Below are 22512 nucleotides of genomic sequence, written 5' to 3' on the forward strand. Positions count from 1 at the left end.
CCGACATCCGGCGGGCCCTGCCAGGCCGCTGCCACCGGTCAGCCGCCGCTCAAGGCGCGCGCGTCCTCCAGGTGCGCGCGCAGCAGCGGCAGTGCTTCGCGCGCGATCTTCTGCAACGACCGGTTGTGCTCGTCCTTCGCCGCGCGCTCGTACAGCGGGATGATCTTCTGGTGCTCCTTGACGATCATCCCGGCGAAGGCCTTGTCCATCGCGTCGCCCTTGAGGTTCTGCAGCTGCAGCTTGTCCTCGATGATGTCGCGGTTGGGGATGCCGTGCGCCTGGCCCTGTGCCTTGCGGGCGACGGTAACGGCGGTGAACTTGCGGTCGAGTGCCTTGTGGTCGTCGATGATGCGCCGGGCGAGCGCACGCACCCTGGGCGACTGCGAGCGATCCAGCGCCACCTGCGCCAGCGTGATCTGCATCGAATTGTCGGCCGTGGCCTTGGCGACGAAGGCCTGCCCGGCGGCGTCGAGCGCGGCTGGCGTATCCGCGGCGCGGACCGGCGGCGCCGAGGCGAGCAGCCCCAGGGCCAGGCAGAACCCGATGCGGGCGGCAAAGCTCGTGACAGAGGATGGGATCATGGCGCGGTTCCGGCGGGCGGGAAACCCGACGCTAGCCGCGGCGCCGGCAACGGCGGCTCTAGGGCCCGTGAAAGCGGGGCCGACGCTGGGCGGTTGCGCTACTTCGCGGCCGGCGCCGGTCGCCCGCGCTAGTATCCGCGGATCCGGCCCGCGCGCCCCGATCCCTCGGAATAGCGACCATGAAACGCCTGCTGATCGGTGTCCTCGCCGTCGTGCTCGTCCTGGTGGTGCTGGTGGTTGGCGCCTTGCTCCTGGTGAATGCGGACCATTTCCGGCCGCAGGTGCAGGCCTCGTTGGGCAAGGCGCTCGGACGCGAAGTCGCGATCGGCAAGTTGCAGATGTCGGTGTGGTCCGGCTCGCTCGACGCCGACGATATCCGCATCGGCGACGACCCCGCGTTCGGCACGCAGCCCTTCGTCACCGCGCGCTCGCTGGAGCTGGGCGTGCGCCTGTGGCCCTTGCTCCTGCATCGGCAGTTGCACGTGACCTCGCTCACGCTAGAGCAGCCGCAGGTGCGCTTGCTGCAGGACCGCAGCGGCCGCTGGAATTTCGCCCGGCTCGGCGGCGGCGGAGCTACCCCCGCATCGGCACCTTCCGCGCCGGCGTCCGCGCCGGCCTTCGTGGTCGACCGGCTGCGCATCGATGACGGGCGCATCGAGCTGCGCGGCGCGGCGGGCGACCTGCGCACTTACAGCCAGCTGCGCCTGAGCGCCGCCCACGTCGGCACGCAGGCGGCGTTCCCGTTCAAGCTCGACGCCGCGCTGGCCGGCGGCGGCACGCTGGCGCTGGAGGGCACGCTCGGGCCGTGGAACGCAAGCAATGCGCTGCTGACGCCGATCGACGCACACCTGGCGATGCACGACCTCGACCTGGTTGGCACCGGCCTGATGGCGCGCGGCGGCGGTGTCGGCGGGGTGCTCGACCTGGACAGCCAGCTCGCCTCGGCCGAGGGCGTGCTCACCGCCAAGGGCCGCATCGAGGCGCGCAAGCTGCAGCTGGTGAAGGCCGGTTCGCCCTCGCCGCAGCCGCTGCGGATCGACTACCAGGCGCGCTACCGGCTGACCGCCGGCACCGGCCAGATCGAGTCCGCGACGCTGGCCACCGGCAAGGCGCAACTGGCGATCACCGGCGGCATCGACAACCGCCCGGCGGTCATGCACCTGGACCTGCAGGTGGCGGGCAAGCAGCAGCCGGTCGACGACCTGGAGCCGCTGCTGCCGGTGTTCGGCGTGGTGCTGCCGAAGGATTCGCGCCTGAGCGGCGGCACCGCGAGCATGGACCTCACCGTGCGCGGCCCGCTGGATGCGCTGGTGATCCGCGGCCCGGTGTCGCTGGACGACACGCGGCTGGCCGGCTACAGCCTGGGTGCCAAGCTCGGCGGCGCGCTGGCGCTGGCCGGCATCAACGCGCCGAGGGACACGGTGATCCGCCACGCGGAAGCTGCGCTCACGATCTCGCCCTCCGGCATCCAGGCCGATCCGGCCAGCGCGCAGGTCGCGCAGCTGGGCAGCATGACCGGCAAGGGCGGCATGGCCGCCGACGGCCGGCTCGACTTCCGCATGCTGGTCAAGCTGGACCAGGCGATTGCCGGCAGTGCCGCCGGCGGCCAGGGCCTGGCCGGGCTGCTCGGGCACTCCAAGGCCGGCCGCGTGCTCGGCGGCGTGCTGGGCGGCGCCAGCGCGCAAGGCGTCGGCGTGCGTGTGGGCGGCACCGCCAGCGCGCCCAGCTTCCAGCTCGATCCGGCCGCGGCGACGGGCCTGCTCAAGGCCGGCCTGGGTGGTACGGCGCCCCAGCCTGCCGCCGGGCAACCGGCGGAAACCGGCAAGCAAGGGATGCTGAACGATCTGCTGCAAAACGTGCTCAAGCCCAAGCCGAAGCAGCCGGCCGGCCACTGAAGGATCCGCATGTCCAGCCAGCTCACCGCCGATTTCATCGTCGTCGGCGCCGGCCCCGCCGGTTGCGCGGTGGCGGCACGATTGGCCGATTCTCCCGGCGCGCCATCGGTGGTAGTCGTCGAGACCGGCCCGGCCACGCCTTCGTGGCTGAGCCGCGTGCCGATCGGCATCGCGGCGCTGGTGCCTTTCCGTGGCCGCCACAACTACGCCTACCAGACCGTGCCCCAGGCGCAACTGGATGGTCGCCGCGGCTACGTCCCGCGTGGGCGCGGTGTCGGCGGCAGCAGCCTGATCAACGCGATGATCTGCACGCGCGGCCAGCCGCAGGACTACGACGGCTGGGCCGCGCAGGGCTGCGCCGGCTGGGCCTGGCGCGACGTACTGCCGGTGTTCCGCCGCATCGAGGACAACGCACGCGGTGCGGACGAGTGGCATGGCGCCGGTGGACCGCTGGCGGTGGACGACTTGCGTTCGCCCAGCCCGCTCAGCCGCGCGTTCGTCGAAGCCGCCGTGCAGTGCGGCTACCCGCGCAACGACGACTTCAACGGACCGCGCCAGGAGGGCGTGGGCCTGTACCAGGTGTACCAGCGCGACGGCCGTCGCCTCGATGCCGGCCGTGCCTACCTCGATCGGCCGCGGCCCAACCTGCGCGTGCTGGCGGGCCGGCCGGCGCGGCGGATCCTGTTCGAAGGGCGACGCGCGATCGGCGTGCAGATCGGTGATCGCGCGTGGCGGGCGCGGCGCGAGGTGATCGTCTGTGCCGGCGCGATCGGCTCGCCACAGGTCTTGATGCTTTCCGGCATTGGCCCGGCCGCGCACCTGCGCGAGCTGGGCATCGCCGTGCTGCACGATGCGCCGGACGTGGGCGAGCACCTGCAGGACCATATCGACTACACGGTCAACCTGCGCGTGCGTGCGCGCGGGCTGATCGGCAACAACCCGGCGACGATCGTTCGCATCGCCCGCAGCATCGGTGCCTACCGCTCCCGCGGCGAGGGCATGCTGACCAGCAATGCCGCCGAAGCGGGTGGTTTCATCAAGAGTCGCGCGGAACTGGAGCGGCCGGACCTGCAGCTGCATTTCTGCATCGGCATGGTCGACGACCACAACCGCCGCATGCACTTTTCCAGCGGCATGGCGGTGCATGTCTGCGTGCTGCGTCCGGCCAGCCGGGGCCGGGTGCGGCTCGCCGGTGCCGACATCGTCAGCGCGCCGCTGATCGATCCGAATTTCCTCTCGGCGCCGCAGGACATGGCCCTGCTGCTGGAGGGTGCGCGCATCGTGCACCGCATCCTCGCCGCGCCGGCGCTTGCCGCCTACCGGGGCCGCCAACTGTACGGCACCGGCACGGAAGACGACGACGGGCTGCGCGCGCTGATCCGCGCGCACGCCGACACCATCTACCACCCGGTCGGCACCTGCCGCATGGGCGCCGACGCGCGGGCGGTGGTCGATCCGCGGCTGCGCGTGCGCGGCGTGGAAGGCTTGCGGGTGGCCGATGCCTCGGTCATGCCGGCGCTGGTCAGCGGCAACACCCAGGCTCCGTCGGCCATGATCGGCGAGCGTGCCGCGGCGTTCGTGCTCGAGGAGCTGGGCTGAAACCGTGGCCGCCGGCCGGGCCATTGGGGATTGCTCGTGGCGGCGATGCATGCATGCCTGAGCCCGACTTGTGCGCCGGCCTGCAGGCCGATACGTTCGCACTTCCGCCCTATCTCGGAGCTCCCATGCCTTTCCAGGTCCGCCAGGCCACGGTGCACGACCTCGACGTGCTGGTGCCCTTGTTCGACGGCTACCGGCAGTTCTACGGCAAGCCGTCCGATCCGGACGGCGCGCGGGCGTTCCTCGGCGCGCGCTTCGCCCACCAGCAGTCGCTGATCCTGCTGGCCTGCGATGCTCAGCGCGCGGGCTTGGGCTTCACCCAGCTCTATCCGCTGTTTTCCTCGGTGCGGATGGTGCGCACCTGGCTGTTGAACGACCTGTTCGTGGCCGCATCGGCGCGCCGGCAGGGCGTGGCTGCCGCCTTGCTGCACGAGGCGGCGGCGCAGGCGCGCGCATTGGGCGCGGCCAGCCTGTCGCTCTCCACCGCGCTGGACAACGCGCCGGCGCAGGCACTCTACGAATCGCTGGGCTGGCAGCGCGACCGGCAGTTCTGCGAGTACACCCTCACGCTTTGACCGCCGGCGCGGCGGCGGGCATCGCGCCGGCGCAATACACCTGGTTGCGCCCACCGCGCTTGGCCTCGTAGAGCGCGTCGTCCGCCGCGCGCAGCAGCTTTTCGCTCGCCAGCGAAGCACCTGCGGCCATGACGGCGAGCCCTGCGCTGATGGTCACCACGCCCTGGCCGGTATTGAGGTGCCGGATCTGCAGCGATTCGATGTGCGCGCGCAGCCGTTCCATCACCGCTTCGGCCCCGGGCCTGTCCAGCCCGCTGAGCAGCACCACGAATTCCTCGCCGCCATAGCGCGCGACCACCACGCCCGGCTGTATGCCGGCCTCCGCGCGCAGGGCATGCGCCACCAGCGACAGGCAATCGTCGCCTGCCAGGTGGCCGTAGGTGTCGTTGAAGGTCTTGAAATGATCCACGTCGACCACCGCGATGGCGAAGGGCCGGCGCGCACGCACGGCGACCTGCCAGGCGCGCCGCAGCACCTGGCGCAGGCCGGCACGGTTCAGCAGGCCGGTCAGCTCGTCGCGCACGCTCTTGTGGTGCAGGTCGCGGCGCAGATTGCGCAGTTCCTCTTCCACCGCCTGGTGGTAGCCCAGCAGCACGGTCGTGCGCACGCCGTAGGCGGCCACCGCCAGGATCAGCGCGCCCATCGCCAGCGGACGGTCGCGACCGAGCTGGGCGAAGCCGAGCAGGCACAGCGCCAGGCTCAGCATCAGCGGGGCGAGGCTGGCGGCCACCTGGCGGGTGCGTCGCGAGGGCTGGTAGCCGCGCAGCCACACGGTGTTGCGGCGGCTCAGCATCACCCCGAGCGCGACGAAAGGCAGCCCCAGCAGCCATTCGGGAAGGCACGAGTCGCTCAGCAAGCTGAAGCGGTTGTGGATGGCCGGCAGTACCGCGTCGAGGCAGGCGAAGGCAGCCAGCACGAAATGGAAGCGCCGCTCGTCCGCGCGCCGGGCGGCTACAAAGCGCAAGGTGGCGAACAAGGCCACGAACAGGCCCATCGCGTCGAACAGCCAGATCACGTAGCGCGCGGTGGCGGGCGATGTCGCATCGGCCACCAGCAGCCGGCGCAGCATCAGGTAGAACAGGCCGACGATGGCGCAGGCCAGCACGCCGTCGATGGCGGTGGTCCAGCGGCGCATCGGCGTCAGCGGGTTGTAGGCCGCCGCGGCGATGAGGGCGAAGCTGCCGACGCAGAAGTAGAAGGTCGGATCGAAGGCGACCAGCGTGCCGTGCGGGTTTTGCAAGGCGTCGACGAGCAGCAGGGCGAAGGCGGCGCCCTGGGCCAGCAGTGCGCCGAGCAGCAGGCCCCACAGCGGCCGGTTGTGGCTGACGCCCAGGCGCATCCGGCGCCAGCACAGCAGCGCGGTGAAGGCGAGCATGGCCAGCACGCAGACGTAGCTCCAGGCCAGGACCGAACCCTCGCCGGCGAACAGCAGCACGCCCAGATGGCCGAGCAGGAGCGGCGCGTAGAACTTCGGCGTCCAGCTCTGTACTTTCAAGCGAGGGTCCCTACGTCTGTGCGCGGACCGAACGCCGCGTGTTGTCCGGCGGGTACCGGGCCTCTCCGATTGTGCGGACCGGCGCCGGCCGGCACAACGCCCGCAAGGCGGTATTGCCTGCCCGGCCACGGCGAGGGCGTGCGTGCCTGCCGCTATGCTGGGCGCCCGTCCGGCCTGGCCTTGCAATGCTTTACCTCGCCTCGAAGTCTCCCCGCCGTCGCGAGTTGCTGCAGCAGCTCGGTTTCGCCCCCGTCGTGCTCGATGTGGACGTGCCCGAGTTGCGCGGCGCGGCCGAGTCGCCACAGGACTACGTCAGCCGCGTCGCCCGCGACAAGGCGCAGGCGGGGCTGGTCGCGGTCGGCCAGGCGAAGCATCTGGACGTGGGCGCGGTGGTGCTCGGCTCGGATACCGAGGTCGTGCTGGACGGGGAGGTGTTCGGCAAGCCGGCCGATGCGGCGCAGGCAGCCGACATGCTGCGGCGACTTTCGGGGCGCACCCATCGGGTGATCTCGGCCGTGTGGGGCCTGGACGCTGCGCGGGCGCATGGCGAACTGTGCACTTCGCAGGTGCGTTTCGCACGGCTGGACGAGGCCACCATCGCCGCCTACGTCGCCACCGGCGAACCCTTCGGCAAGGCGGGCGCCTATGCGATCCAGGGCCGTGGCGCCGCGCTGGTGGAGCACCTGGAGGGCAGCTATTCGGGCGTGATGGGCTTGCCGCTGTTCGAAACCGCGCGCCTGCTTCGCGGTTTCGGAATGCAGTCAGGCTGAGTCCGTACCGGGAGCTGAGGGTTCGTTCAACCGGAGGACGAGGCCACGAACCACGCCGTCACCGCCAGCAGGTTGTTCACGCCATGGGCCACCACGGCGGGCCACAGCGAACCCGAGCGCAGGCGCAGCCAGGCGAGCGCGGCGGCGAGCAGCGCGAGGTTGGGCACGGCATACCAGAGAAAACCCAGGTCGGGCAGGTGCACGCAGGCGAACAGCAGCGAGCTGATCGCCACCGCCCAGCCGGTGTGCATGCGCCGCAGCAGCGCCGAGAGCAGGGCGCCGCGGAACAGCAGTTCCTCTACCAGCGGCCCCAGGCTGACCACCACCAGCGCCATCGGCAGGCGCAGCGCCAGCGAGGCGGCGCCGCCGATCTGCTTGACGTCCTGGGTGACCTCGTGGCCGTGCGCGAGCCAGCGGGTCAGCCAGCCGCCGGCGATCGGCAAGGCCAGGCCGAGCGCCACCGCCGCCAGGTAGAACGCCGGGCGGCCGGGCTGGGTCAGGCCCAGGCCCGGCGGCGCGCCATGCGCCCAGGCGGCCGGCCACAGCCGTCGCACCAGCACCACGGTCACGCTCGCGGCCAGCAGCAGGGTCAGGATCACCATCAGCGCATTGGTGTCCGGTTGCGCCAATGCCGCCTTGATGCGCGAGGCGACGCCGACCGGACCGGTACCGGAAAGTCCCAGGGCGAAGCCCAGCCCCAGCCCCACCAGCCCGCTGGCCAGGAACTGCAGCGCGAAATACAGGACGATCATGCCGACGGCGCTGCCCAGGTGCGGCAGGCGCGCGTCGTGCAGCGAGGGATGGAGGTGGCGGGAGGACATCGGCCGGGCGAACCTGCGTGGAGAGGACGGGCGTGCGGCCGGTGACCGCTCTGGCCGTGCGAGGCACGGCGCGGTCAAGCAGTCAGCCGGCGAGCAACACCCGACCCAGGCCTAACGCGGCCATGACCAGCGTCGCCACCCACCCGGCCATGCCCAGGACGAACCCGCCACCGCGCTTGCCGGCCTCCTGCAGGTAGGCCAGTGCGTACCAGATCCGCCCGGCCAGCCAGACCAGCCCCGCGATGCCGGCCCAGAACGCGAAACCGTAGCTTGCGGCCAGCCACAGCGTGGGCAGGAACAGCATCGCCGCCTCCAGGGTGTTCATCTGTACGCGGAAGGCGCGCTCGAATGCCGGATGGCCGCTGGTCGCGGGCGCCGCTATGCCATAGCGTCCGCGCGCCCGGCCCACCGCGAAGGCGGTGCCGAACAGCAGCAGCATGGCGAGCAGGGTGACCAGGGCGGGCAGGTGCTGGGTCATGGCATCGATCGCAAGGGATGGGACGCCTACTGTAGCGGCTGTGCACGTGCGGGAGACGACCGGTGGGTATGCTCGGGCCGTCGCGCTGCGGCGCATGGCGAGGCGTATGGCATGGATTGGCAGAAGGGCGAGCGCAGCCAGAACGTGGAAATCGACAGTGGCCGCGGCGGCGGCTTCGGCGGCGGGCGCGGACTGGGCCTGGGCGGCCTGATCGTGCTGGCGATCCTGGGCTGGGTGTTCTTCAAGGATCCGACCGCGCTGCTGGAGCAGGGCGGGCAGGCCGGCCAGGGCGCGCCCACCGGGCAGGTGGCCCAGGTCGACCCGCAGCAGCGCGACTTCGTCAGCGCGATCCTGGGTTCCACCGAGAAGACCTGGGGCGATCTCTTCGCCGCCAACGGCCGCCAGTACGCGGACCCCAAGCTGGACCTGTTCAGCGGCGGCGTGCGGACCGCATGCGGCCTCGCGTCCACCGCAGTCGGGCCGTTCTATTGCCCGGGCGACGAAAAGATCTATCTGGACCTTTCCTTCTTCCAGGAACTGAAGGACCGCTTCGGCGCGGCGGGCGACTTTGCCCGTGCCTACGTGATCGCGCACGAGGTGGGCCATCACGTGCAGAAGCAACTGAGTGTGTTCGACCAGGTCCGGCAGGCGCGCGAGCAGGGCGCGCCGATGGAGGGCGCCGATGGCCTGTCGGTCCGCCAGGAACTGCAGGCCGACTGCTTCGCCGGCGTGTGGGCCAACCGCAGCGAGCAGCGCCTGCACTGGCTGCAGCCGGGCGACGTGGAGGAGGCGCTGAACGCCGCCAGCCAGATCGGCGACGACACGCTGCAGCGCCAGACGCAGGGCGCCGTGGTGCCCGATTCGTTCACCCACGGCACCTCGGCGCAGCGGGTTAAGTGGTTCAAGGCCGGGTTGCAGAGCGGGCAGGTGTCCAGTTGCGACACGTTCGCCGGGGCGCTGTGACGGCCCGTTCGGCCTGTCGCATTGTCGTGGCTGCCCGATACGCCTGATAGCGCTCCGTGGCTGCGGCCGTTGCGCATCTTCCACCTGCCTGCGGCGCGCCCTAGAATCCGCGAGCTGCGCGCCTCGGGGTGCGCCCTGTCTTGCCTCCCCATGGTTCATCCCTGCCTGCGTTGCGGCGCCTGCTGCGCCTTTTTCCGCATCGCCTTCCATTGGTCCGAGACCGACCCCTCCCTGAGCGGCACGGTGCCGGCCGAGCTCACCGAGAAGCTCGACCCGCACCGCGTCGTCATGCGCGGCACGCAGTCCAAGCAGCCGCGCTGCATCGCGCTCAAGGGCACCATCGGCGAGGCGGCCTACTGCGGCATCCACCCGATCAAGCCCTCGGTGTGCCGCGAAGTGGAACCGTCCTGGGAGTTCGGCCGGCACAGCCCGCAGTGCGACAAGGGGCGCATCGCCCACGGACTGGAGCCGCTGACGCCCGAGGACTGGCTCGATCCCTCTAACGACGATTCGCCGCCGCTGCCGCAGAGCGGCTGACCGGCGAGCTTCGGCGCGCGCCGGCGTCGCGGTAGTGAGCCGCAAGCCTGGCGCGAGGAGGCAATGAAGCTGTTGGGAGCGTAGAGGACGAAATCTCCCTCGCGCCCATCCACCATCACGCGGGCGTCGAACGCGACGCAACTTTGGTCGGGCAAAGATCCGGAGCGGACATGCCTGTCGCGGGTGGCTCAGCCAAGGCATAGCCGTGCGCAGTGCTGATCTCGCGGCAGAACTCGGGCGGATCGTTGGCGCCAGCGCCAGAGCATCAGCCCGCCGAAGAGCACCAGTCCCGCCAGTTCGCGCTTGAGCATCGTTCCTTCCCTGGTGGCCCGGTGCCGCGCCGGCTGGCAAGAGCCGTCCGCGCGGGTCAACGGCTGCCCGGCTTCAGCCGAAGCGGTAGATGTCCATCGCCAGGATGCCGTGGTCGACGCCGGCATCGATGCGCTGGGCGTGCGCATCCTCCCCCGCGGCGCCCAGCGCCACGAACAGCGGCAGCAAATGCTCGTCGGTCGGGTGGGCGCGCTGGGCGAACGGCGCCTGGCGGCGGTAGTCGAGCAGCGCCGCCACGTCGCCGGCAGCCAGGCGCTGCTCCACCCAGTCGATGAACGGGCGCACGTAGGGCGCCTCACGCTCGGCGCCGTAGCCCATCCGCAGGTCGCCCAGGTTGTGGGTGATGCTGCCCGAGCCGATCACCAGCACGCCCCCCTCGCGCAGCGGCGCCAGCGCACGGCCCACGGCCAGATGATGCGCGGGACCTTGCGCGTGCTGGATCGAGATCGGCACCACGGGAATGTCGGCCTCCGGGTAGAGCAGGCGCAACGGCACCCAGGCGCCGTGGTCCAGCCCGTGCCGTGAGTCGAGCGTCGCGGCCAGGCCGGCCTGGGACATCAGTTCCAGCACCCGCGCGGCCAGCGTGGGGGCGCCCGGCGCCGGGTAGCGGATCTCGTAGAGCGCCGGTGGAAAGCCGAAGAAATCGTGCACCGTCTCCGGCGCCTGCGCGCCGCCGACCTGCGGCTGGGCGGAAAGCCAGTGCGCCGTGGCGATCACGATGGCCCGCGGTCGCGGCAGTGTCGCCGCCAGTGCGGACAGGCGCTCTTGCACCAGGCCCGGTTGCAGCGCCGTCATCGGCGAACCGTGGGAGATATAGAGGCTGGGAAGGGTGACCATGCCGGTGCTCCTGGACTGGCTGTGCTGCGACGGTGGCGCGTGGCGCGGTTACGGGGCTGCGGCCAGCGCCCCATCGCGGATCGCCCTGGCCGGCGCCTCCAGCCGGCGCAATTTCGGGCGGCAGGCCTGCGGTGCGGGCCGTCAGGTCGGATGCTCGGGCCGGCGCCCGGAGGGAGGCATGCGGGGTCTCGCTGGATGGAATGCGCATGATACGTCCAGGGCAGGCGGGTCGCGGGTTCGGATCTGCCGCAGTACGCCCGGCTGGCGCAAGTCTGCTAGCGTGCGCATTTCACCCGCGCCCGCGGGCCAGGAACGCGTCTGTCCATGCAAGGCTTGTCCCATCTCGACGATCTGGAAGCGGAAAGCATCCAGATCCTGCGTGAAGTGTTCGCCTGTTTCCGTCGCCCGGTGATGCTGTATTCCATCGGCAAGGACTCCACCGTGCTGCTGCACCTGCTGCGCAAGGCCAGCCGGCCGGCGCGGCCGCCATTGCCGCTGCTGCACGTGGACACCACCTGGAAGTTCCGCGAGATGATCGCCTTCCGCGACCGGGTGGCGGCCGAGGGCGACGTGCAGATGCTGGTGCACGTCAACCAGGACGGCGTGCGTCAGGGCATCTCGCCGCTGACCCACGGCTCGGCGGTGCACACCGACGTGATGAAGACGCAGGGCCTCAAGCAGGCGCTGGACAAGTACAAGTTCGACGCGGCCATCGGCGGCGCACGCCGGGACGAGGAGAAGTCGCGCGCCAAGGAACGCGTGTTCTCCTTCCGCAGCGCGCAGCACCGATGGGATCCCAAGCAGCAGCGTCCCGAGCTCTGGCAGGCGTGGAACACGCGCATCCGGGAAGGGGAGAGCGTGCGCGTGTTCCCGCTGTCCAACTGGACCGAGCTGGACGTGTGGGAATACATCCGCCGCGAGAAGATCGAGGTGGTGCCGCTGTACTTCGCCAAGGAACGCCCGGTAGTGATGCGCGACGGCGCCCTGATCATGGTCGACGACGAACGCTTCGTGCTGCGCGAAGGCGAGCGCATCGAGCAGCGGCGCGTGCGCTTCCGCACGCTCGGCTGCTATCCGCTCACCGGCGCGATCGATTCGCGGGCCGATACGCTGGACGCGATCATCGAGGAGATGCGTGCCTCGCGCAGTTCCGAGCGACAGGGCCGCATCATCGACCACGACGGCGCCAGTTCGATGGAGAAGAAGAAGCAGGAGGGCTATTTCTGATGGCCGCCGGCATGCTTCGCTTCATAACCTGCGGCAGCGTGGACGACGGCAAGAGCACGCTGCTGGGCCGCCTGCTGTACGACGCCGGCATGCTCGCCGACGACCAGCTCGACGCGCTGCGTCGCGACAGCCGCAAGCGCGGCGGCGATGCGCTGGATTTCGCCCTGGTCACCGATGGGCTGGACGCCGAGCGCGAGCAGGGCATCACCATCGACGTGGCCTGGCGCTACTTCCACACTGCGCGGCGCAGTTTCATCGTGGGCGACTGCCCCGGCCACGAGCAGTACACGCGCAACATGGCCACCGGGGCGTCGCAGGTAGACCTGGCGGTGGTGCTGGTCGACGCACGCAAGGGGCTCCTGCCGCAGACGCGCCGGCACACCTACATCTGCGCGCTGCTGGGCATCCGCCGGGTGATTCTGGCGGTGAACAAGATGGACCTGGTCGGGCTGGATGCGGACATCTACGCGTCCATCGTCGAGCCCTATCGCGCGCTGGCCGCTTCGTTGGGCATCGAGTCGGTGAACGCTTTGCCGGTGGTGTCGACGGACGGCGACAACGTGGGTCTGCGCTCCGGCCGCATGCCCTGGTACCAGGGGCCCAGCCTGATCGAGCTGCTGGAGACGCTGGATGCGGAGGCGCCGCCGCCGCCGCAGTTCCGCTTGCCGGTGCAGTGGGTCAACCGGCCCGACCAGCATTTCCGCGGCTACGCCGGCACGGTCTGCGGCGGGCGCGTGGCGATCGGTGACCAGGTGCTGGTGCTGCCCGGTGGCCAGGGTGCGCAGATCGAACGCATCGTCGGCCCGTCCGGCGACCTGACGGAGGCCACCAGCGGGCAGGCGGTCACGCTGTGCCTGGACCGCGAGCTCGACATCAGCCGCGGCGACGTGATCGCCGCCGCGGCGCAGCCGGTGCCGGTGGCCGACCAGTTCGGATGCCACCTGGTCTGGTTCGGCGACGCGCCGCTGCTGCCCAACCGCAGCTACCTGCTGCGCCTGGGTACCGCGACGGTCAACGCGCGCGTGACCGCGATCAAGCACAAAGTCGACGTCAACACGCAGGCGCCGCTGGCGGCGCGGCGGCTGGAACTCAACGAGGTCGGCTATTGCAACATCGACCTGGACCGTCCGGTGGCGTTCGAGCGCTACGCCGACAACCGCACGCTGGGCGGCTTCATCCTGATCGACCGCCAGAGCAACGCGACGGTCGCCTGCGGCATGCTCGACTTCGCGCTGCACCGTGCGGCGAACATCCACTGGCAGCACACCGACGTGGACAAGGCCACCCGTGCGCTGGCCAAGGGCCAGCACCCGCTGTGCCTGTGGTTCACCGGCCTCTCCGGCGCGGGCAAGTCGACCATCGCCAACCTGGTCGAGCGTCGCCTGGCCGCGCAGGGCTATCACACCTACCTGCTGGACGGCGACAACCTGCGCCTGGGGCTCAATGTGGATCTGGGCTTCACCGCCGAGGCGCGCGTGGAGAACGTACGCCGCGTGGCCGAGGTGGCGCAGCTGATGGTCGACGCCGGGCTGGTGGTGCTGGTGTGCGTGATCTCGCCGTTCGCCGGCGAGCGCGAGTTCGCGCGCGGACGTTTCGCCGACGGCGAGTTCGTCGAGGTGTTCGTGGACACGCCGCTGGCCGAGTGCGAGCAGCGCGACCCGAAGGGCCTCTACGCCAAGGCGCGGGCCGGGCAGATCAGCAACTTCACCGGCATCGATTCGCCCTACGAGCGGCCGGCTGCGCCGGAACTGCACCTGCATGCCGAAGGCCAGCGCGCGGAGCAGCTGGCCGAGCAGGTGCTGGCGTATCTGCAGGGGCGCTTGGGGTAGGCACCCGGCGTCGCTTCGACTGCGCTTGCAGGGCAGGCTGCGCCCAGCGCGAACGAGCCCCTGGGAGCGTCCGCCTGAGCGCAGGCCGCAGGCCGCAGTCGTAGGCCTGCGGCGGCCGACCGGCTACTTCCGCCGTGGCGGCTTGCCGCCTGCCCGTGGCTTGAATCCTTCCGGCCGCGGCCGACGCGGAGGCGCCGCGCCCGCCTGTTCCTCGGCGCCGTCCCACTCGCTGATGCGCAGCTGCTGCTGGCTGACCCAGACCTTCTTGAGATGCTCGAACACCTCCTTGGGCATGCCTTCGGGCAGGTCGATCAGGCTGTAGTCGCCGCGGATGCTGACGCGGCCGATGAACTGGCTCTCCAGGCCGGCCTCGTTGGCGATCGCGCCGACGATGTTGCCCGGCTTGACGCCATGCTCGTGGCCGACCTCGATGCGGTAGGTGCGCTTGCCGGGCTCCGGTGCATTGTGCGGACGCGGCGGGCGGCCATCGAAACTGCGAGGCTCCCGTGCTTCGCGGGGCTTGCGCTCGTGCCGCTCGCCGTCGTGCTCGCGCGCTTCGCGGGGTGCGTGGTCGCGGCGCTCGTTCTCGCGGGGCGCGTGCTCGCGGCGCTCGTATTCGCGCTTGGGCGGCGGGGTCAGCAGGAGCGGGCGGTCGCCCTGGGCCAGGCGCGCCAGAGCCGCGGCGATCTCGATCGCCGGCACGTCGTGCTCCTGCTCGTATTGCTCGATGAGCTGCTGGAACTGACCCAGGTCATCCTGCGCGAGGGTATCGCTGATGCGCTGCTTGAAGCGCGCGATGCGCACGTCGTTCACCGCCTCGACTGTAGGCAGCTTCATCTCTTCGATCGGCTGGCGGGTGGCGCGCTCGATCGCGCGCAGCATGCCCTTTTCCCGCGGGGTAACAAAGAGGATCGCTTCGCCGCTGCGCCCCGCGCGGCCGGTGCGGCCGATGCGGTGGACGTAGCTCTCGGTGTCGTAGGGGATGTCGTAGTTGAACACGTGGCTGATGCGCTCGACGTCCAGGCCGCGCGCGGCCACGTCGGTGGCGACCAGGATGTCGAGCTTGCCGTCCTTGAGCTGCTGGATCACCCGCTCGCGCTGCGGCTGGGCGATGTCGCCGTTGATCGCCGCTGCGGCCAGGCCGCGCGCGGTGAGCTTCTCGGCCAGTTCCTCGGTGGCCTGCTTGGTGCGCGCGAAGACGATCATCGCGTCGAACGGCTCGGCCTCCAGGATGCGGGTCAGCGCATCGAGCTTGTGCATGCCGCTGACGAACCAGTAGCGCTGGCGAATGTTGGCGGCGGTGGTGGTCTTGGCCTTGATCGTGACCTCGACCGGATCCTTCAGGTGCGCCTGGGCGATCTTGCGGATCGGCGCGGGCATGGTGGCCGAGAACAGCGCGACCTGGCGCTGCGGCGGCGTGGCTTCGAGCACCTTCTCGACGTCGTCGATGAAGCCCATGCGCAGCATCTCGTCGGCCTCGTCGAGCACCAGGTACTTGAGGTCGGAAAGATCCAGCGTGCCCTTGTCCAGGTGGTCTATCACCCGGCCGGGCGTGCCCACCACGACGTGCACGCCGCGGCGCAGCGCGTGCAGCTGCGGGCCGTAGCTCTGCCCGCCGTAGATCGGCAGTACCTGGAAGCCGCCGATGTGCGCGGCGTAGCGCTGGAACGCTTCGGCTACCTGGATGGCCAGCTCGCGCGTGGGCGCCAGCACCAGCGCCTGCGGCTTGCCGGGCTTCGCCTCGATGCGCGAGAGGATCGGCAGCGCGAACGCGGCGGTCTTGCCGGTGCCGGTCTGGGCCTGGCCGAGCACGTCGCGGCCTTCCAGCAGCGACGGGATGGTCGCCGCCTGGATCGGGGAGGGGGATTCATAGCCGACGTCGGCGAGCGCCTGCTGGACTTCGGGACGCAGCGCGAGCGCGGCAAAACCGGCCGGCGCCGGATCGGGCTCGGCCGGCGTGTGACCTGGAACGGGGGATGACATGGGAACCTCAGGATCTGGGCGGCGGCGAACGAGAGACGGCACCGCGCGGGCGCGGCATTCTAGCAGCCTCGCCGTTGCGGCGTCGGCGCCGGGTACACGATGCGTGGGCAGCTCGTGGTTATGATCGGCCGCTTGGGTGGATGGGAGCCGGTGCGTGGCCATGGTCGAGACGATCTCCGAACAGCGTTGCCACGGCGGCATGCAGGGTTTCTACCGGCACGACTCGCAGGCCTGCGGCGGACCGATGCGCTTTGCGCTGTACTTGCCACCGCAGGCGGCACACCGGCGCTGCCCGGTGCTGTACTTCCTCGCCGGACTGACCTGTACCGAAGAGACGGCCGCCATCAAGGCCGGCGCGCAGCGCCTGGCCGCCGAGCTGGGCCTGGCCTTGGTGATGCCCGACACCAGCCCGCGCGACACCGCCTACGAGGGCGCCACCGGCGACTGGGAGTTCGGCGAAGGCGCGGGCTTCTACCTGGATGCGACGCAGGCGCCATGGACGTCGCGCTTCCGCATGCGCAGCTACGTGGCCGACGAGCTGCCCGCCTTGCTGGCCGGGCGGTTCGCGGTCGACACCACCCGCGCGGGCGTGTGCGGCCACTCGATGGGCAGCCATGGCGCGCTCACCCTGGCGCTGGCCTTCCCGCAGCGCTACCGCTCGGTGTCCGCCTTCGCGCCCATCGTGGCGCCTTCGCAAGTGCCTTGGGGACACAAGGCGTTCGCACGCTACCTGGGCGACGATCGTGCGGCGTGGGTGGACTACGACGCCTGTGCGCTGGTCTGCCGGCAGCCGTTTCCCGGCACGATCCTGATCGACCAGGGAGAGGCGGATCGCTTCCTGATCGAGCAATTGCGTCCGGAGCTGTTCGAGCAGGCCTGCGCCGAAGCCGGGCAGCCGCTGCTATTGCGACGGCAGGCCGGCTACGACCACAGCTACTGGTTCGTCAGCAGCTTCATCGACGATCACCTGCGCCATCACGCGCGTGCGCTGGGGCTGGCGTGAACGGGGCATGCCTGCATACGCCGCGCGCGCTCATCCGTCCGTTCGAGGCGGGCGATGCGTCGCGGCTGCTCGAGTATCGCTGCCGGAACCGGACGCACCTGGCGCCGTGGGAACCCTTGCGCGAGGAGGCGTACTTCACCCTGGAAGCGTGCCTTGCCCGCATCGGTGAAGCCCACGCACTGGCGCGTGCGGACCAGGGTTACCCGTTTGCCGTGCTGGCGCCGGACGAAACCAGGCTGCTGGCCTGTTTCAACTTCGCCAATGTGGTGCGTGGCGCCTTTCAAGCGTGCCACCTGGGCTACAGCATCGATGCACGCGAGCAGGGAAAAGGCCTGATGGCCGAGGCGCTGGGCGCAGCCCTGGCCTGGGCCTTCGGCGAGCTGGGCCTGCACCGGGTGATGGCCAACTACATGCCGCGCAACGCTCGCAGCGCGCGGCTGCTGGCGGGCCTGGGTTTCCAGCGCGAAGGCTACGCGCCGAGGCACCTCAAGATCGCCGGCGTGTGGGAGGACCATGTGCTCACGGCGAAGCTGCGCGCCGATTGAGACTGCGGACCGGCGCAAGCGCCGGTCCGCACATGGCTCAGGCCTTGGCTGCCGGCCGGCGGCGCCGCTGGCGCTTGCGGTTGCCTTCGGCGGGACGCTCGCCGGCGTGCGACTGGGCGCCGTGCTGCTGGCGATGCGCCTGCGGGCGTGTCGGGCGCTGCTGGCGCTGGCCCTGCACCGGGCGGGGCGCACCGGCGTCCAGCCGCAGCGGGGCGGACGGCTCGAAGCCGGGCACGTCGGTGATCGCGATCTCCTGCTTGAGCAGCTTGCGGATGTCGCGCAGCAGGCCCGATTCATCGTGGCTGACCAGCGATACCGCCATGCCTTCGGAGCCGGCTCGACCGGTGCGGCCGATGCGATGCACGTAGTCCTCCGCCACCATCGGCAGGTCGTGGTTGATCACCATGGGCAACTGGTCGATGTCGATGCCGCGGGCGGCGATGTCGGTAGCCACCAGCACGGTGACGCGGCCGTTCTTGAAGTCGCCCAGCGCCTTGGTGCGTGCGTTCTGGCTCTTGTTGCCGTGGATCGCCGCGGCGCGCAGGCCGGAGGCCTCCAGGAACTTCACCAGCTTGTCGGCGCCGTGCTTGGTGCGGCTGAACACCAGGCTCTGGCGGCGGCTGTCCTGCGAGAGCACGTGCAGCAGCAGGTCGCGCTTGCGCGCGACGTCGACCGGGTGCACGTGATGGCTCACGGTGGTCGCCACGGTATTGGGCGGCGTCACCGAGACCTCGCGCGGCGAGCGCATGAATTGCATGGCCAGCGCCTTGATCGGCTCGGCGAAGGTGGCCGAGAACAGCAGCGTCTGGCGCTGCTTGGGCAGCGCGGTGAGGATGCGCTTGATCGCCGGCAGGAAGCCCATGTCCAGCATGCGGTCGGCCTCGTCCAGCACCAGCACCTCGACGCCGGACAGGTCCACCGAACGCTGCTGCATGTGGTCGATCAGACGGCCGGGAGTGGCGATCACCACGTCCACGCCGCGGCGCAGCGCCTGCATCTGCGGCCCCATCCCGACGCCGCCGAAGATCGTGGTGCTGGAGACGCGCAGGTGCTTGCCGTAGTCGCGCAGGTTGTCGTGCACCTGGGCGGCCAGCTCGCGGGTCGGGGTCAGCACCAGCGCGCGCGGGCGGCGGGTCTGCGTGGCACCGGCAGTGGAGAGGTGCTGCAGCAGCGGCAGCGCGAAGGCGGCGGTCTTGCCGGTGCCGGTCTGCGCGGCGGCCAGCAGGTCGTGACCTTCCAGCACCAGCGGGATGGCGCCGGCCTGGATCGGGGTGGGCTGCGTGTAGCCCTGCTCGACGAGCGCGCGCAGCAACGCGGGCGCTAGGCCCAGCGATTCGAAAGACATGAGAACACTCCTGTGCAACCCGGAGCGTCTGTCAGAACCGCGTTGCGATAGATGGGAAGGGGCGGCAAGTGCCGCAACGGCAGGAAGCCGTGCGCGCAGTATAGCATGCGTACGGTTCGCTCCCGGGCACGGCTGTGGGGCTTTGCCGCGGCGGCATGATTGGTGGTCGCTCAGCGAGGCCGTTGCGCGACGATCAGATAGCTGTTGAACGGCGTGCGACCCCACAACGGCGAGAGCGTGGTGGTGAGGCCGGCCTGCTCGAGCGGCTCGGTGATCTCCCGCGCGGTCGGATAGTGGTCGGCTCCCACGCGCATCCAGCCGGCGGCATGCAGCACGTGCTCCTCCAGTACGGTGGCGTGGAAACGCCAGTGCTTCTCGCGCAGCACGTTGCGGATCATCAGTTGCGCGCCGGGCGCGACGTGGCCGGCGAGCTGGGTGAGCAGCACGGGCTGACGGTCGGCCGGCAGGTAGTGCAGCACGTCCAGCAGGCAGACGTGCCCGCGGAAGGCGGGCAGGTCGGCGACGTCCGCGCAGCGCAGGTCCAGCGCATCCTCGATCGATGCGGCCGCCTGCCGGCCCGCGGCGATCTTGCGCTCGTCGTGGTCGATGCCGACGTAGCCGCGCAGCACGCCGCAACCGTGCAGGTAATGGCCCAGCAGCCCCATGCCGCACCCCACGTCCAGCAGCGGGAAGGGCGAGGATTCCTGCAACAGCCGCGCCACCGCCGCGTAGACCGGATCGCCGGCCAGCTTGCCGCGCACGTACTGGCGCTGGTTGAAATGGGGGAAGCGGGCGGTCAGCGTGGCCCGCATCGACCGCTCCAGGCGATAGCCTGGCCGCACCGTCAAGGCGAGGGCCTTGGCCGGGTGGCCGCAGGCGCCGGAGTGCGGGCCATACGTCGAAGGAACGATCGCAGCATGCTCTTGCTCCGAGGACGGGACGCCAGTATAGGCGGCTGCCAGCGTATGGATGTGCAGGGGATGCATGCGCAGGCCGGGACGCGGGCCCCGCATGCGCGACGCGCCTTGCTTGCTGTAGAGGCCACGTTTTCCCCGGCGGCGACGCGCCAGGTACGACGATGGGCGTCGGGGCAAGCGGCCATCCTGCCGCGCAGCATGTGGGCGGCAGTCCCCACGGGAGTGCATGCTAGCCTGACGATCGCTGGTCGATGCCGGGAGCCGCTGCATGAGTGTTGTGTCCACGTTGCGTGAGCTGGACCGCGACCAGCGCCACACGGTGCTGGCCAGTTTCCTGGGCTGGACGCTGGACGCCTTCGACTATTTCCTGCTGACCTTCGTGATCGTCGGTGTGGCGCGCGAGTTCGGCGTGGACAAGGCCCAGGTGACTCTCGCGCTGCTGCTCACGCTCGCGGCGCGCCCGCTGGGCGCGCTGGTCTTCGGGCGGCTGGCCGACCGCTACGGGCGCCGGCCGATCCTGATGCTGGACGTGGTGCTGTTCTCGCTGTTCGAACTGGCGACCGCTTTTTCCACCTCGCTCGCCATGCTGCTGGCGCTGCGTTTCCTGTTCGGCATCGCGATGGGCGGCGAATGGGGCATCGGCGCCTCGCTCGCCATGGAATCGATTCCGCCGAAGGCGCGCGGCATCGTCTCGGGCCTGCTGCAGAGCGGCTATCCCTGCGGCTTCTTCCTGGCCGCGCTGGCCAACTGGCTGCTGATCGACCACGTCGGCTGGCGCGGCTTGTTCGTGGTCGGCGCGGCGCCGGCTTTGCTGGTGCTGTACATCCGTCGCAAGGTGCCCGAGTCGCCGGTGTGGCAGCAGCAAGGGCATGCGCCACGGCGCGGCGTGCGCGAGGCCATGCGCGGTCACTGGAAGCTGGCGTTCTACCTGATGCTGCTGATGACCGCGTTCAACATGTTCAGTCACGGCTCGCAGGATCTCTACCACACCTTCGAGGAGGTGGACCTGCACCTGCCGACAGGGTCGGCCGCGGCCTTCGTGCTGGTGGCGCTGTTGAACCTGGGCGCGCTGTTCGGCGGGCTGTTCTTCGGCGCGCTGTCCGAGCGCATCGGCCGGCGGCGGGCGATCGTGATCGCCGCACTGCTGTCGATACCGGTGATCCCGTTGTGGATGTACGGCGGCACGCTGGTGCTCTACGGCGCCGGGGCGTTCCTGATCCAGGTGATGGTGCAGGGCGCCTGGGGCGTGGTGCCCACGCACCTCAACGAGCTTTCGCCCGATCACGTGCGCGGCACGCTGCCGGGCTTCGCCTACCAGGCCGGCAACCTGCTGGCCGCCGTAACGGCCACCGCGCAGGCATGGATCGCCAGGGCGCACGGCGGCGACTTCGCCTTCGCCATGTCGACCTGGATCGCGGTGGTGGCGGTGCTGCTGGCGCTGCTGGCCTGGCTCGGGCCCGAAGCGCGCGGCGTGGGCTTTGGCCGGGCACGGGACTGATAGAATCGCGGTCTTTGCACCCAGCGAGACAGGCAATGAAGGCAGGCAAGGACAAGGTCATCGCGTTCCACTACACGCTCACGGTGGACGGCGAGAAGGTGGAGAGCTCGCGCGACAACGGCGAGCCGTTGTGGATCCTGCTCGGCCACGGGCAGCTCATCAGCGGCCTGGAGAAGGCGCTGGACGGTCACGAGGCGGGCGAGACGCTGGCCGTGGACATCGCGCCGGCCGAGGGTTACGGCGAGCGCGAGGAGGGCCGCATCCAGCGCGTGCCGAAGAAGTACTTCCAGCAGGCGGCCAGGCTCAAGCCCGGCATGACCACGGTGCTGGCGCTCAAGGAAGGCGGCCACCGCGCGGTTACCGTGCACAAGGTCGGCATGAGCACCGTCGACGTGGACGTCAATCATCCGATGGCCGGCAAGACGCTGCACTTCGACGTGGCGATCGAGGAAGTGCGCGACGCCACCGAGGACGAGATCAAGCACGGGCACGCGCATCCGCCGGGCCAGGAAGCGCACTGAAGCGTCCAGGGTTTCAGGACGATAACCAAAGCGGCGCCCTTGGGCGCCGTTTTCTTTGCCCCCTCTCCCCAGCCCGCTTTTGGCCCTCTACTGCGGGTAGAAGGTCGAGGAGCCCATCCCGCGGCGTTCAGCTTTTCTCTTTAATCCAGTAGCCGCTTGCCGAACGCGAAGTGGTCGCGCCAGTAAGGCCCGTCGATGTCGTCCATGCGCACCGTGCCGCCGCTGTTGGGCGCGTGCACGAAGCGCCCCTTGCCCACGTACACGCCGACGTGGCTGATGGCGCCGCCAATGTCGAAGAACACCAGATCGCCGCTGGCAAGGTCGGTCATGCGCTTGACCTTGCGGCCGTCCACGCGCGCCATCTCGCGCGAGGCGTGTGGCAGCAGGATGTCCGCTGCCTGGCGGTAGATGTAGTCGACCAGGCCGCTGCAGTCGAAGCCGCCTTCGGGCGTGTTGCCGCCCCAGTGGTAAGGCGTGCCGACCAGCGCGATCGCACGGAACAGCACGTCGTTGGCGGTGGCTGCGCTGGCCGCCGAGGGCGCGCGTGCGGGCAGGTTCGCCAGCGAGGAATGCGACTCGCGGAAGGTGGGTTCCGGCCGGCGCGGGTGGCTGGCACAGGCAGCGAGCAGCAGGGTTGCCGCGATCGCCACGAGGCGCACGGGCGTCCTGGCGCGAAGGCGGGCGGCGGCAGTCATGGCGACCTCGGCTTTTGTTTTTCTTGAGCTTAGCCAATCAATGGCTTGCGTCAAGTTGCTGAGACAGT

21 protein-coding genes are annotated in these 22512 nt (G+C 70.4%); 12 read left to right on the forward strand and 9 right to left on the reverse strand.

Annotated elements, in window-relative coordinates; all coding sequences use genetic code 11:
- Positions 1–38: 38 nt before the first annotated feature.
- Positions 39–581 (reverse strand): DUF4142 domain-containing protein, encoded by a 543-nt coding sequence (locus VGU65_RS07685; protein ID WP_327474342.1) that lies wholly within the window; start codon positions 579–581, stop codon positions 39–41.
- A 179-nt stretch (positions 582–760) separates the two neighbouring features.
- On the opposite strand from VGU65_RS07685, the gene VGU65_RS07690 reads away from it, so the two are divergent.
- The 3 genes from VGU65_RS07690 to VGU65_RS07700 all read left to right on the forward strand — a co-directional run bounded on the left by VGU65_RS07690 (position 761) and on the right by VGU65_RS07700 (position 4650).
- The gene (locus tag VGU65_RS07690) at positions 761–2476 is read left to right on the forward strand and encodes an AsmA family protein (protein WP_327474344.1); all 1716 of its coding nucleotides are present in this window, start codon (positions 761–763) and stop codon (positions 2474–2476) included.
- 9 nt (positions 2477–2485) lie between these two features.
- Positions 2486–4075 carry a GMC family oxidoreductase gene (locus tag VGU65_RS07695; RefSeq protein WP_327474346.1) on the forward strand — a complete coding sequence of 530 codons (1590 nt, stop codon included), beginning with the start codon at positions 2486–2488 and terminating at the stop codon, positions 4073–4075.
- A 125-nt stretch (positions 4076–4200) separates the two neighbouring features.
- Positions 4201–4650: a GNAT family N-acetyltransferase gene (locus tag VGU65_RS07700; RefSeq protein ID WP_327474348.1), complete on the forward strand. Its 450-nt coding sequence runs from the start codon at positions 4201–4203 to the stop codon at positions 4648–4650.
- On the opposite strand, the gene VGU65_RS07705 is transcribed toward VGU65_RS07700, so the two are convergent.
- Positions 4640–6145: a GGDEF domain-containing protein gene (locus tag VGU65_RS07705; RefSeq protein ID WP_327474350.1), complete on the reverse strand. Its 1506-nt coding sequence runs from the start codon at positions 6143–6145 to the stop codon at positions 4640–4642. The two genes, VGU65_RS07700 and VGU65_RS07705, sit on opposite strands and share 11 nt — an antisense overlap.
- Positions 6146–6330: 185 nt before the next feature.
- On the opposite strand from VGU65_RS07705, the gene VGU65_RS07710 reads away from it, so the two are divergent.
- On the forward strand, positions 6331–6915 hold the full coding sequence (locus VGU65_RS07710) for a Maf family protein (protein ID WP_327474352.1): 585 nt from the start codon (positions 6331–6333) through the stop codon (positions 6913–6915).
- A 26-nt stretch (positions 6916–6941) separates the two neighbouring features.
- On the opposite strand, the gene VGU65_RS07715 is transcribed toward VGU65_RS07710, so the two are convergent.
- Together VGU65_RS07715 and VGU65_RS07720 are read right to left on the reverse strand one after the other, a co-directional pair.
- Entirely contained in the window at positions 6942–7736 is a 795-nt protein-coding gene (locus VGU65_RS07715; RefSeq protein WP_327474354.1) for a CPBP family intramembrane glutamic endopeptidase, read from the reverse strand.
- A gap of 82 nt (positions 7737–7818) precedes the next feature.
- Entirely contained in the window at positions 7819–8214 is a 396-nt protein-coding gene (locus VGU65_RS07720) for an MAPEG family protein (protein WP_327474356.1), read from the reverse strand.
- Between the two features lie 111 nt (positions 8215–8325).
- Between VGU65_RS07720 and ypfJ the strand changes: the two genes are divergently transcribed.
- Both ypfJ and VGU65_RS07730 read left to right on the forward strand, forming a co-directional pair.
- On the forward strand, positions 8326–9177 hold the full coding sequence (gene ypfJ, locus VGU65_RS07725) for a KPN_02809 family neutral zinc metallopeptidase (protein WP_327474358.1): 852 nt from the start codon (positions 8326–8328) through the stop codon (positions 9175–9177).
- 150 nt (positions 9178–9327) lie between these two features.
- The gene (locus tag VGU65_RS07730) at positions 9328–9714 is read left to right on the forward strand and encodes a YkgJ family cysteine cluster protein (protein ID WP_327474360.1); all 387 of its coding nucleotides are present in this window, start codon (positions 9328–9330) and stop codon (positions 9712–9714) included.
- Positions 9715–10098: 384 nt separating this feature from the next.
- On the opposite strand, the gene VGU65_RS07735 is transcribed toward VGU65_RS07730, so the two are convergent.
- Positions 10099–10881, reverse strand: a complete 783-nt coding sequence (locus tag VGU65_RS07735) for a dioxygenase family protein (protein WP_327474362.1) — start codon at positions 10879–10881, stop codon at positions 10099–10101.
- A gap of 324 nt (positions 10882–11205) precedes the next feature.
- On the opposite strand from VGU65_RS07735, the gene cysD reads away from it, so the two are divergent.
- Together cysD and cysN are read left to right on the forward strand one after the other, a co-directional pair.
- Positions 11206–12108, forward strand: a complete 903-nt coding sequence (cysD, locus tag VGU65_RS07740) for a sulfate adenylyltransferase subunit CysD (protein WP_327474364.1) — start codon at positions 11206–11208, stop codon at positions 12106–12108.
- An 11-nt stretch (positions 12109–12119) separates the two neighbouring features.
- Positions 12120–13937 carry a sulfate adenylyltransferase subunit CysN gene (gene cysN, locus VGU65_RS07745; RefSeq protein WP_327474366.1) on the forward strand — a complete coding sequence of 606 codons (1818 nt, stop codon included), beginning with the start codon at positions 12120–12122 and terminating at the stop codon, positions 13935–13937.
- A gap of 123 nt (positions 13938–14060) precedes the next feature.
- On the opposite strand, the gene VGU65_RS07750 is transcribed toward cysN, so the two are convergent.
- Positions 14061–15920 (reverse strand): DEAD/DEAH box helicase, encoded by a 1860-nt coding sequence (locus VGU65_RS07750; RefSeq protein ID WP_327474368.1) that lies wholly within the window; start codon positions 15918–15920, stop codon positions 14061–14063.
- A gap of 154 nt (positions 15921–16074) precedes the next feature.
- On the opposite strand from VGU65_RS07750, the gene fghA reads away from it, so the two are divergent.
- Positions 16075–16923, forward strand: a complete 849-nt coding sequence (fghA, locus tag VGU65_RS07755; protein ID WP_327474370.1) for an S-formylglutathione hydrolase — start codon at positions 16075–16077, stop codon at positions 16921–16923.
- Positions 16920–17468: a GNAT family N-acetyltransferase gene (locus tag VGU65_RS07760; RefSeq protein ID WP_327474372.1), complete on the forward strand. Its 549-nt coding sequence runs from the start codon at positions 16920–16922 to the stop codon at positions 17466–17468. Before fghA ends, VGU65_RS07760 begins: the two co-directional genes overlap by 4 nt.
- Before the next feature lie 37 nt (positions 17469–17505).
- On the opposite strand, the gene VGU65_RS07765 is transcribed toward VGU65_RS07760, so the two are convergent.
- Both VGU65_RS07765 and VGU65_RS07770 read right to left on the reverse strand, forming a co-directional pair.
- The gene (locus VGU65_RS07765) at positions 17506–18813 is read right to left on the reverse strand and encodes a DEAD/DEAH box helicase (RefSeq protein WP_327474373.1); all 1308 of its coding nucleotides are present in this window, start codon (positions 18811–18813) and stop codon (positions 17506–17508) included.
- Between the two features lie 170 nt (positions 18814–18983).
- Entirely contained in the window at positions 18984–19625 is a 642-nt protein-coding gene (locus VGU65_RS07770) for a class I SAM-dependent methyltransferase (RefSeq protein WP_327474374.1), read from the reverse strand.
- Positions 19626–19998: 373 nt separating this feature from the next.
- Between VGU65_RS07770 and VGU65_RS07775 the strand changes: the two genes are divergently transcribed.
- Together VGU65_RS07775 and VGU65_RS07780 are read left to right on the forward strand one after the other, a co-directional pair.
- A complete protein-coding gene (locus VGU65_RS07775) occupies positions 19999–21228 on the forward strand; it encodes an MFS transporter (protein WP_327474375.1) in 1230 nt (409 codons plus the stop codon).
- A gap of 35 nt (positions 21229–21263) precedes the next feature.
- Complete coding sequence (locus tag VGU65_RS07780; RefSeq protein ID WP_327474376.1) at positions 21264–21749, forward strand: FKBP-type peptidyl-prolyl cis-trans isomerase; 486 nt, start codon at positions 21264–21266, stop codon at positions 21747–21749.
- A 140-nt stretch (positions 21750–21889) separates the two neighbouring features.
- Here VGU65_RS07780 and VGU65_RS07785 read toward each other — a convergent pair whose 3' ends face one another.
- Entirely contained in the window at positions 21890–22444 is a 555-nt protein-coding gene (locus tag VGU65_RS07785; protein WP_327474378.1) for a C40 family peptidase, read from the reverse strand.
- Positions 22445–22512: the final 68 nt, after the last annotated feature.

The sequence above is a fragment of the Frateuria sp. genome, from assembly GCF_035943815.1.
Classification (GTDB): Bacteria; Pseudomonadota; Gammaproteobacteria; order Xanthomonadales; family Rhodanobacteraceae; genus Frateuria_A.

Coding starts and splice junctions, on each gene's coding strand:
- VGU65_RS07685 (WP_327474342.1), bottom strand. CDS start 581: ATGATCCCATCCTCTGTCACGAGCTTTGCCGCCCGCATCGGGTTCTGC.
- VGU65_RS07690 (WP_327474344.1), top strand. CDS start 761: ATGAAACGCCTGCTGATCGGTGTCCTCGCCGTCGTGCTCGTCCTGGTG.
- VGU65_RS07695 (WP_327474346.1), top strand. CDS start 2,486: ATGTCCAGCCAGCTCACCGCCGATTTCATCGTCGTCGGCGCCGGCCCC.
- VGU65_RS07700 (WP_327474348.1), top strand. CDS start 4,201: ATGCCTTTCCAGGTCCGCCAGGCCACGGTGCACGACCTCGACGTGCTG.
- VGU65_RS07710 (WP_327474352.1), top strand. CDS start 6,331: ATGCTTTACCTCGCCTCGAAGTCTCCCCGCCGTCGCGAGTTGCTGCAG.
- VGU65_RS07715 (WP_327474354.1), bottom strand. CDS start 7,736: ATGTCCTCCCGCCACCTCCATCCCTCGCTGCACGACGCGCGCCTGCCG.
- VGU65_RS07720 (WP_327474356.1), bottom strand. CDS start 8,214: ATGACCCAGCACCTGCCCGCCCTGGTCACCCTGCTCGCCATGCTGCTG.
- ypfJ (WP_327474358.1), top strand. CDS start 8,326: ATGGATTGGCAGAAGGGCGAGCGCAGCCAGAACGTGGAAATCGACAGT.
- VGU65_RS07730 (WP_327474360.1), top strand. CDS start 9,328: ATGGTTCATCCCTGCCTGCGTTGCGGCGCCTGCTGCGCCTTTTTCCGC.
- VGU65_RS07735 (WP_327474362.1), bottom strand. CDS start 10,881: ATGGTCACCCTTCCCAGCCTCTATATCTCCCACGGTTCGCCGATGACG.
- cysD (WP_327474364.1), top strand. CDS start 11,206: ATGCAAGGCTTGTCCCATCTCGACGATCTGGAAGCGGAAAGCATCCAG.
- cysN (WP_327474366.1), top strand. CDS start 12,120: ATGCTTCGCTTCATAACCTGCGGCAGCGTGGACGACGGCAAGAGCACG.
- VGU65_RS07750 (WP_327474368.1), bottom strand. CDS start 15,920: ATGTCATCCCCCGTTCCAGGTCACACGCCGGCCGAGCCCGATCCGGCG.
- VGU65_RS07765 (WP_327474373.1), bottom strand. CDS start 18,813: ATGTCTTTCGAATCGCTGGGCCTAGCGCCCGCGTTGCTGCGCGCGCTC.
- VGU65_RS07770 (WP_327474374.1), bottom strand. CDS start 19,625: ATGCGGGCCACGCTGACCGCCCGCTTCCCCCATTTCAACCAGCGCCAG.
- VGU65_RS07775 (WP_327474375.1), top strand. CDS start 19,999: ATGAGTGTTGTGTCCACGTTGCGTGAGCTGGACCGCGACCAGCGCCAC.
- VGU65_RS07780 (WP_327474376.1), top strand. CDS start 21,264: ATGAAGGCAGGCAAGGACAAGGTCATCGCGTTCCACTACACGCTCACG.
- VGU65_RS07785 (WP_327474378.1), bottom strand. CDS start 22,444: ATGACTGCCGCCGCCCGCCTTCGCGCCAGGACGCCCGTGCGCCTCGTG.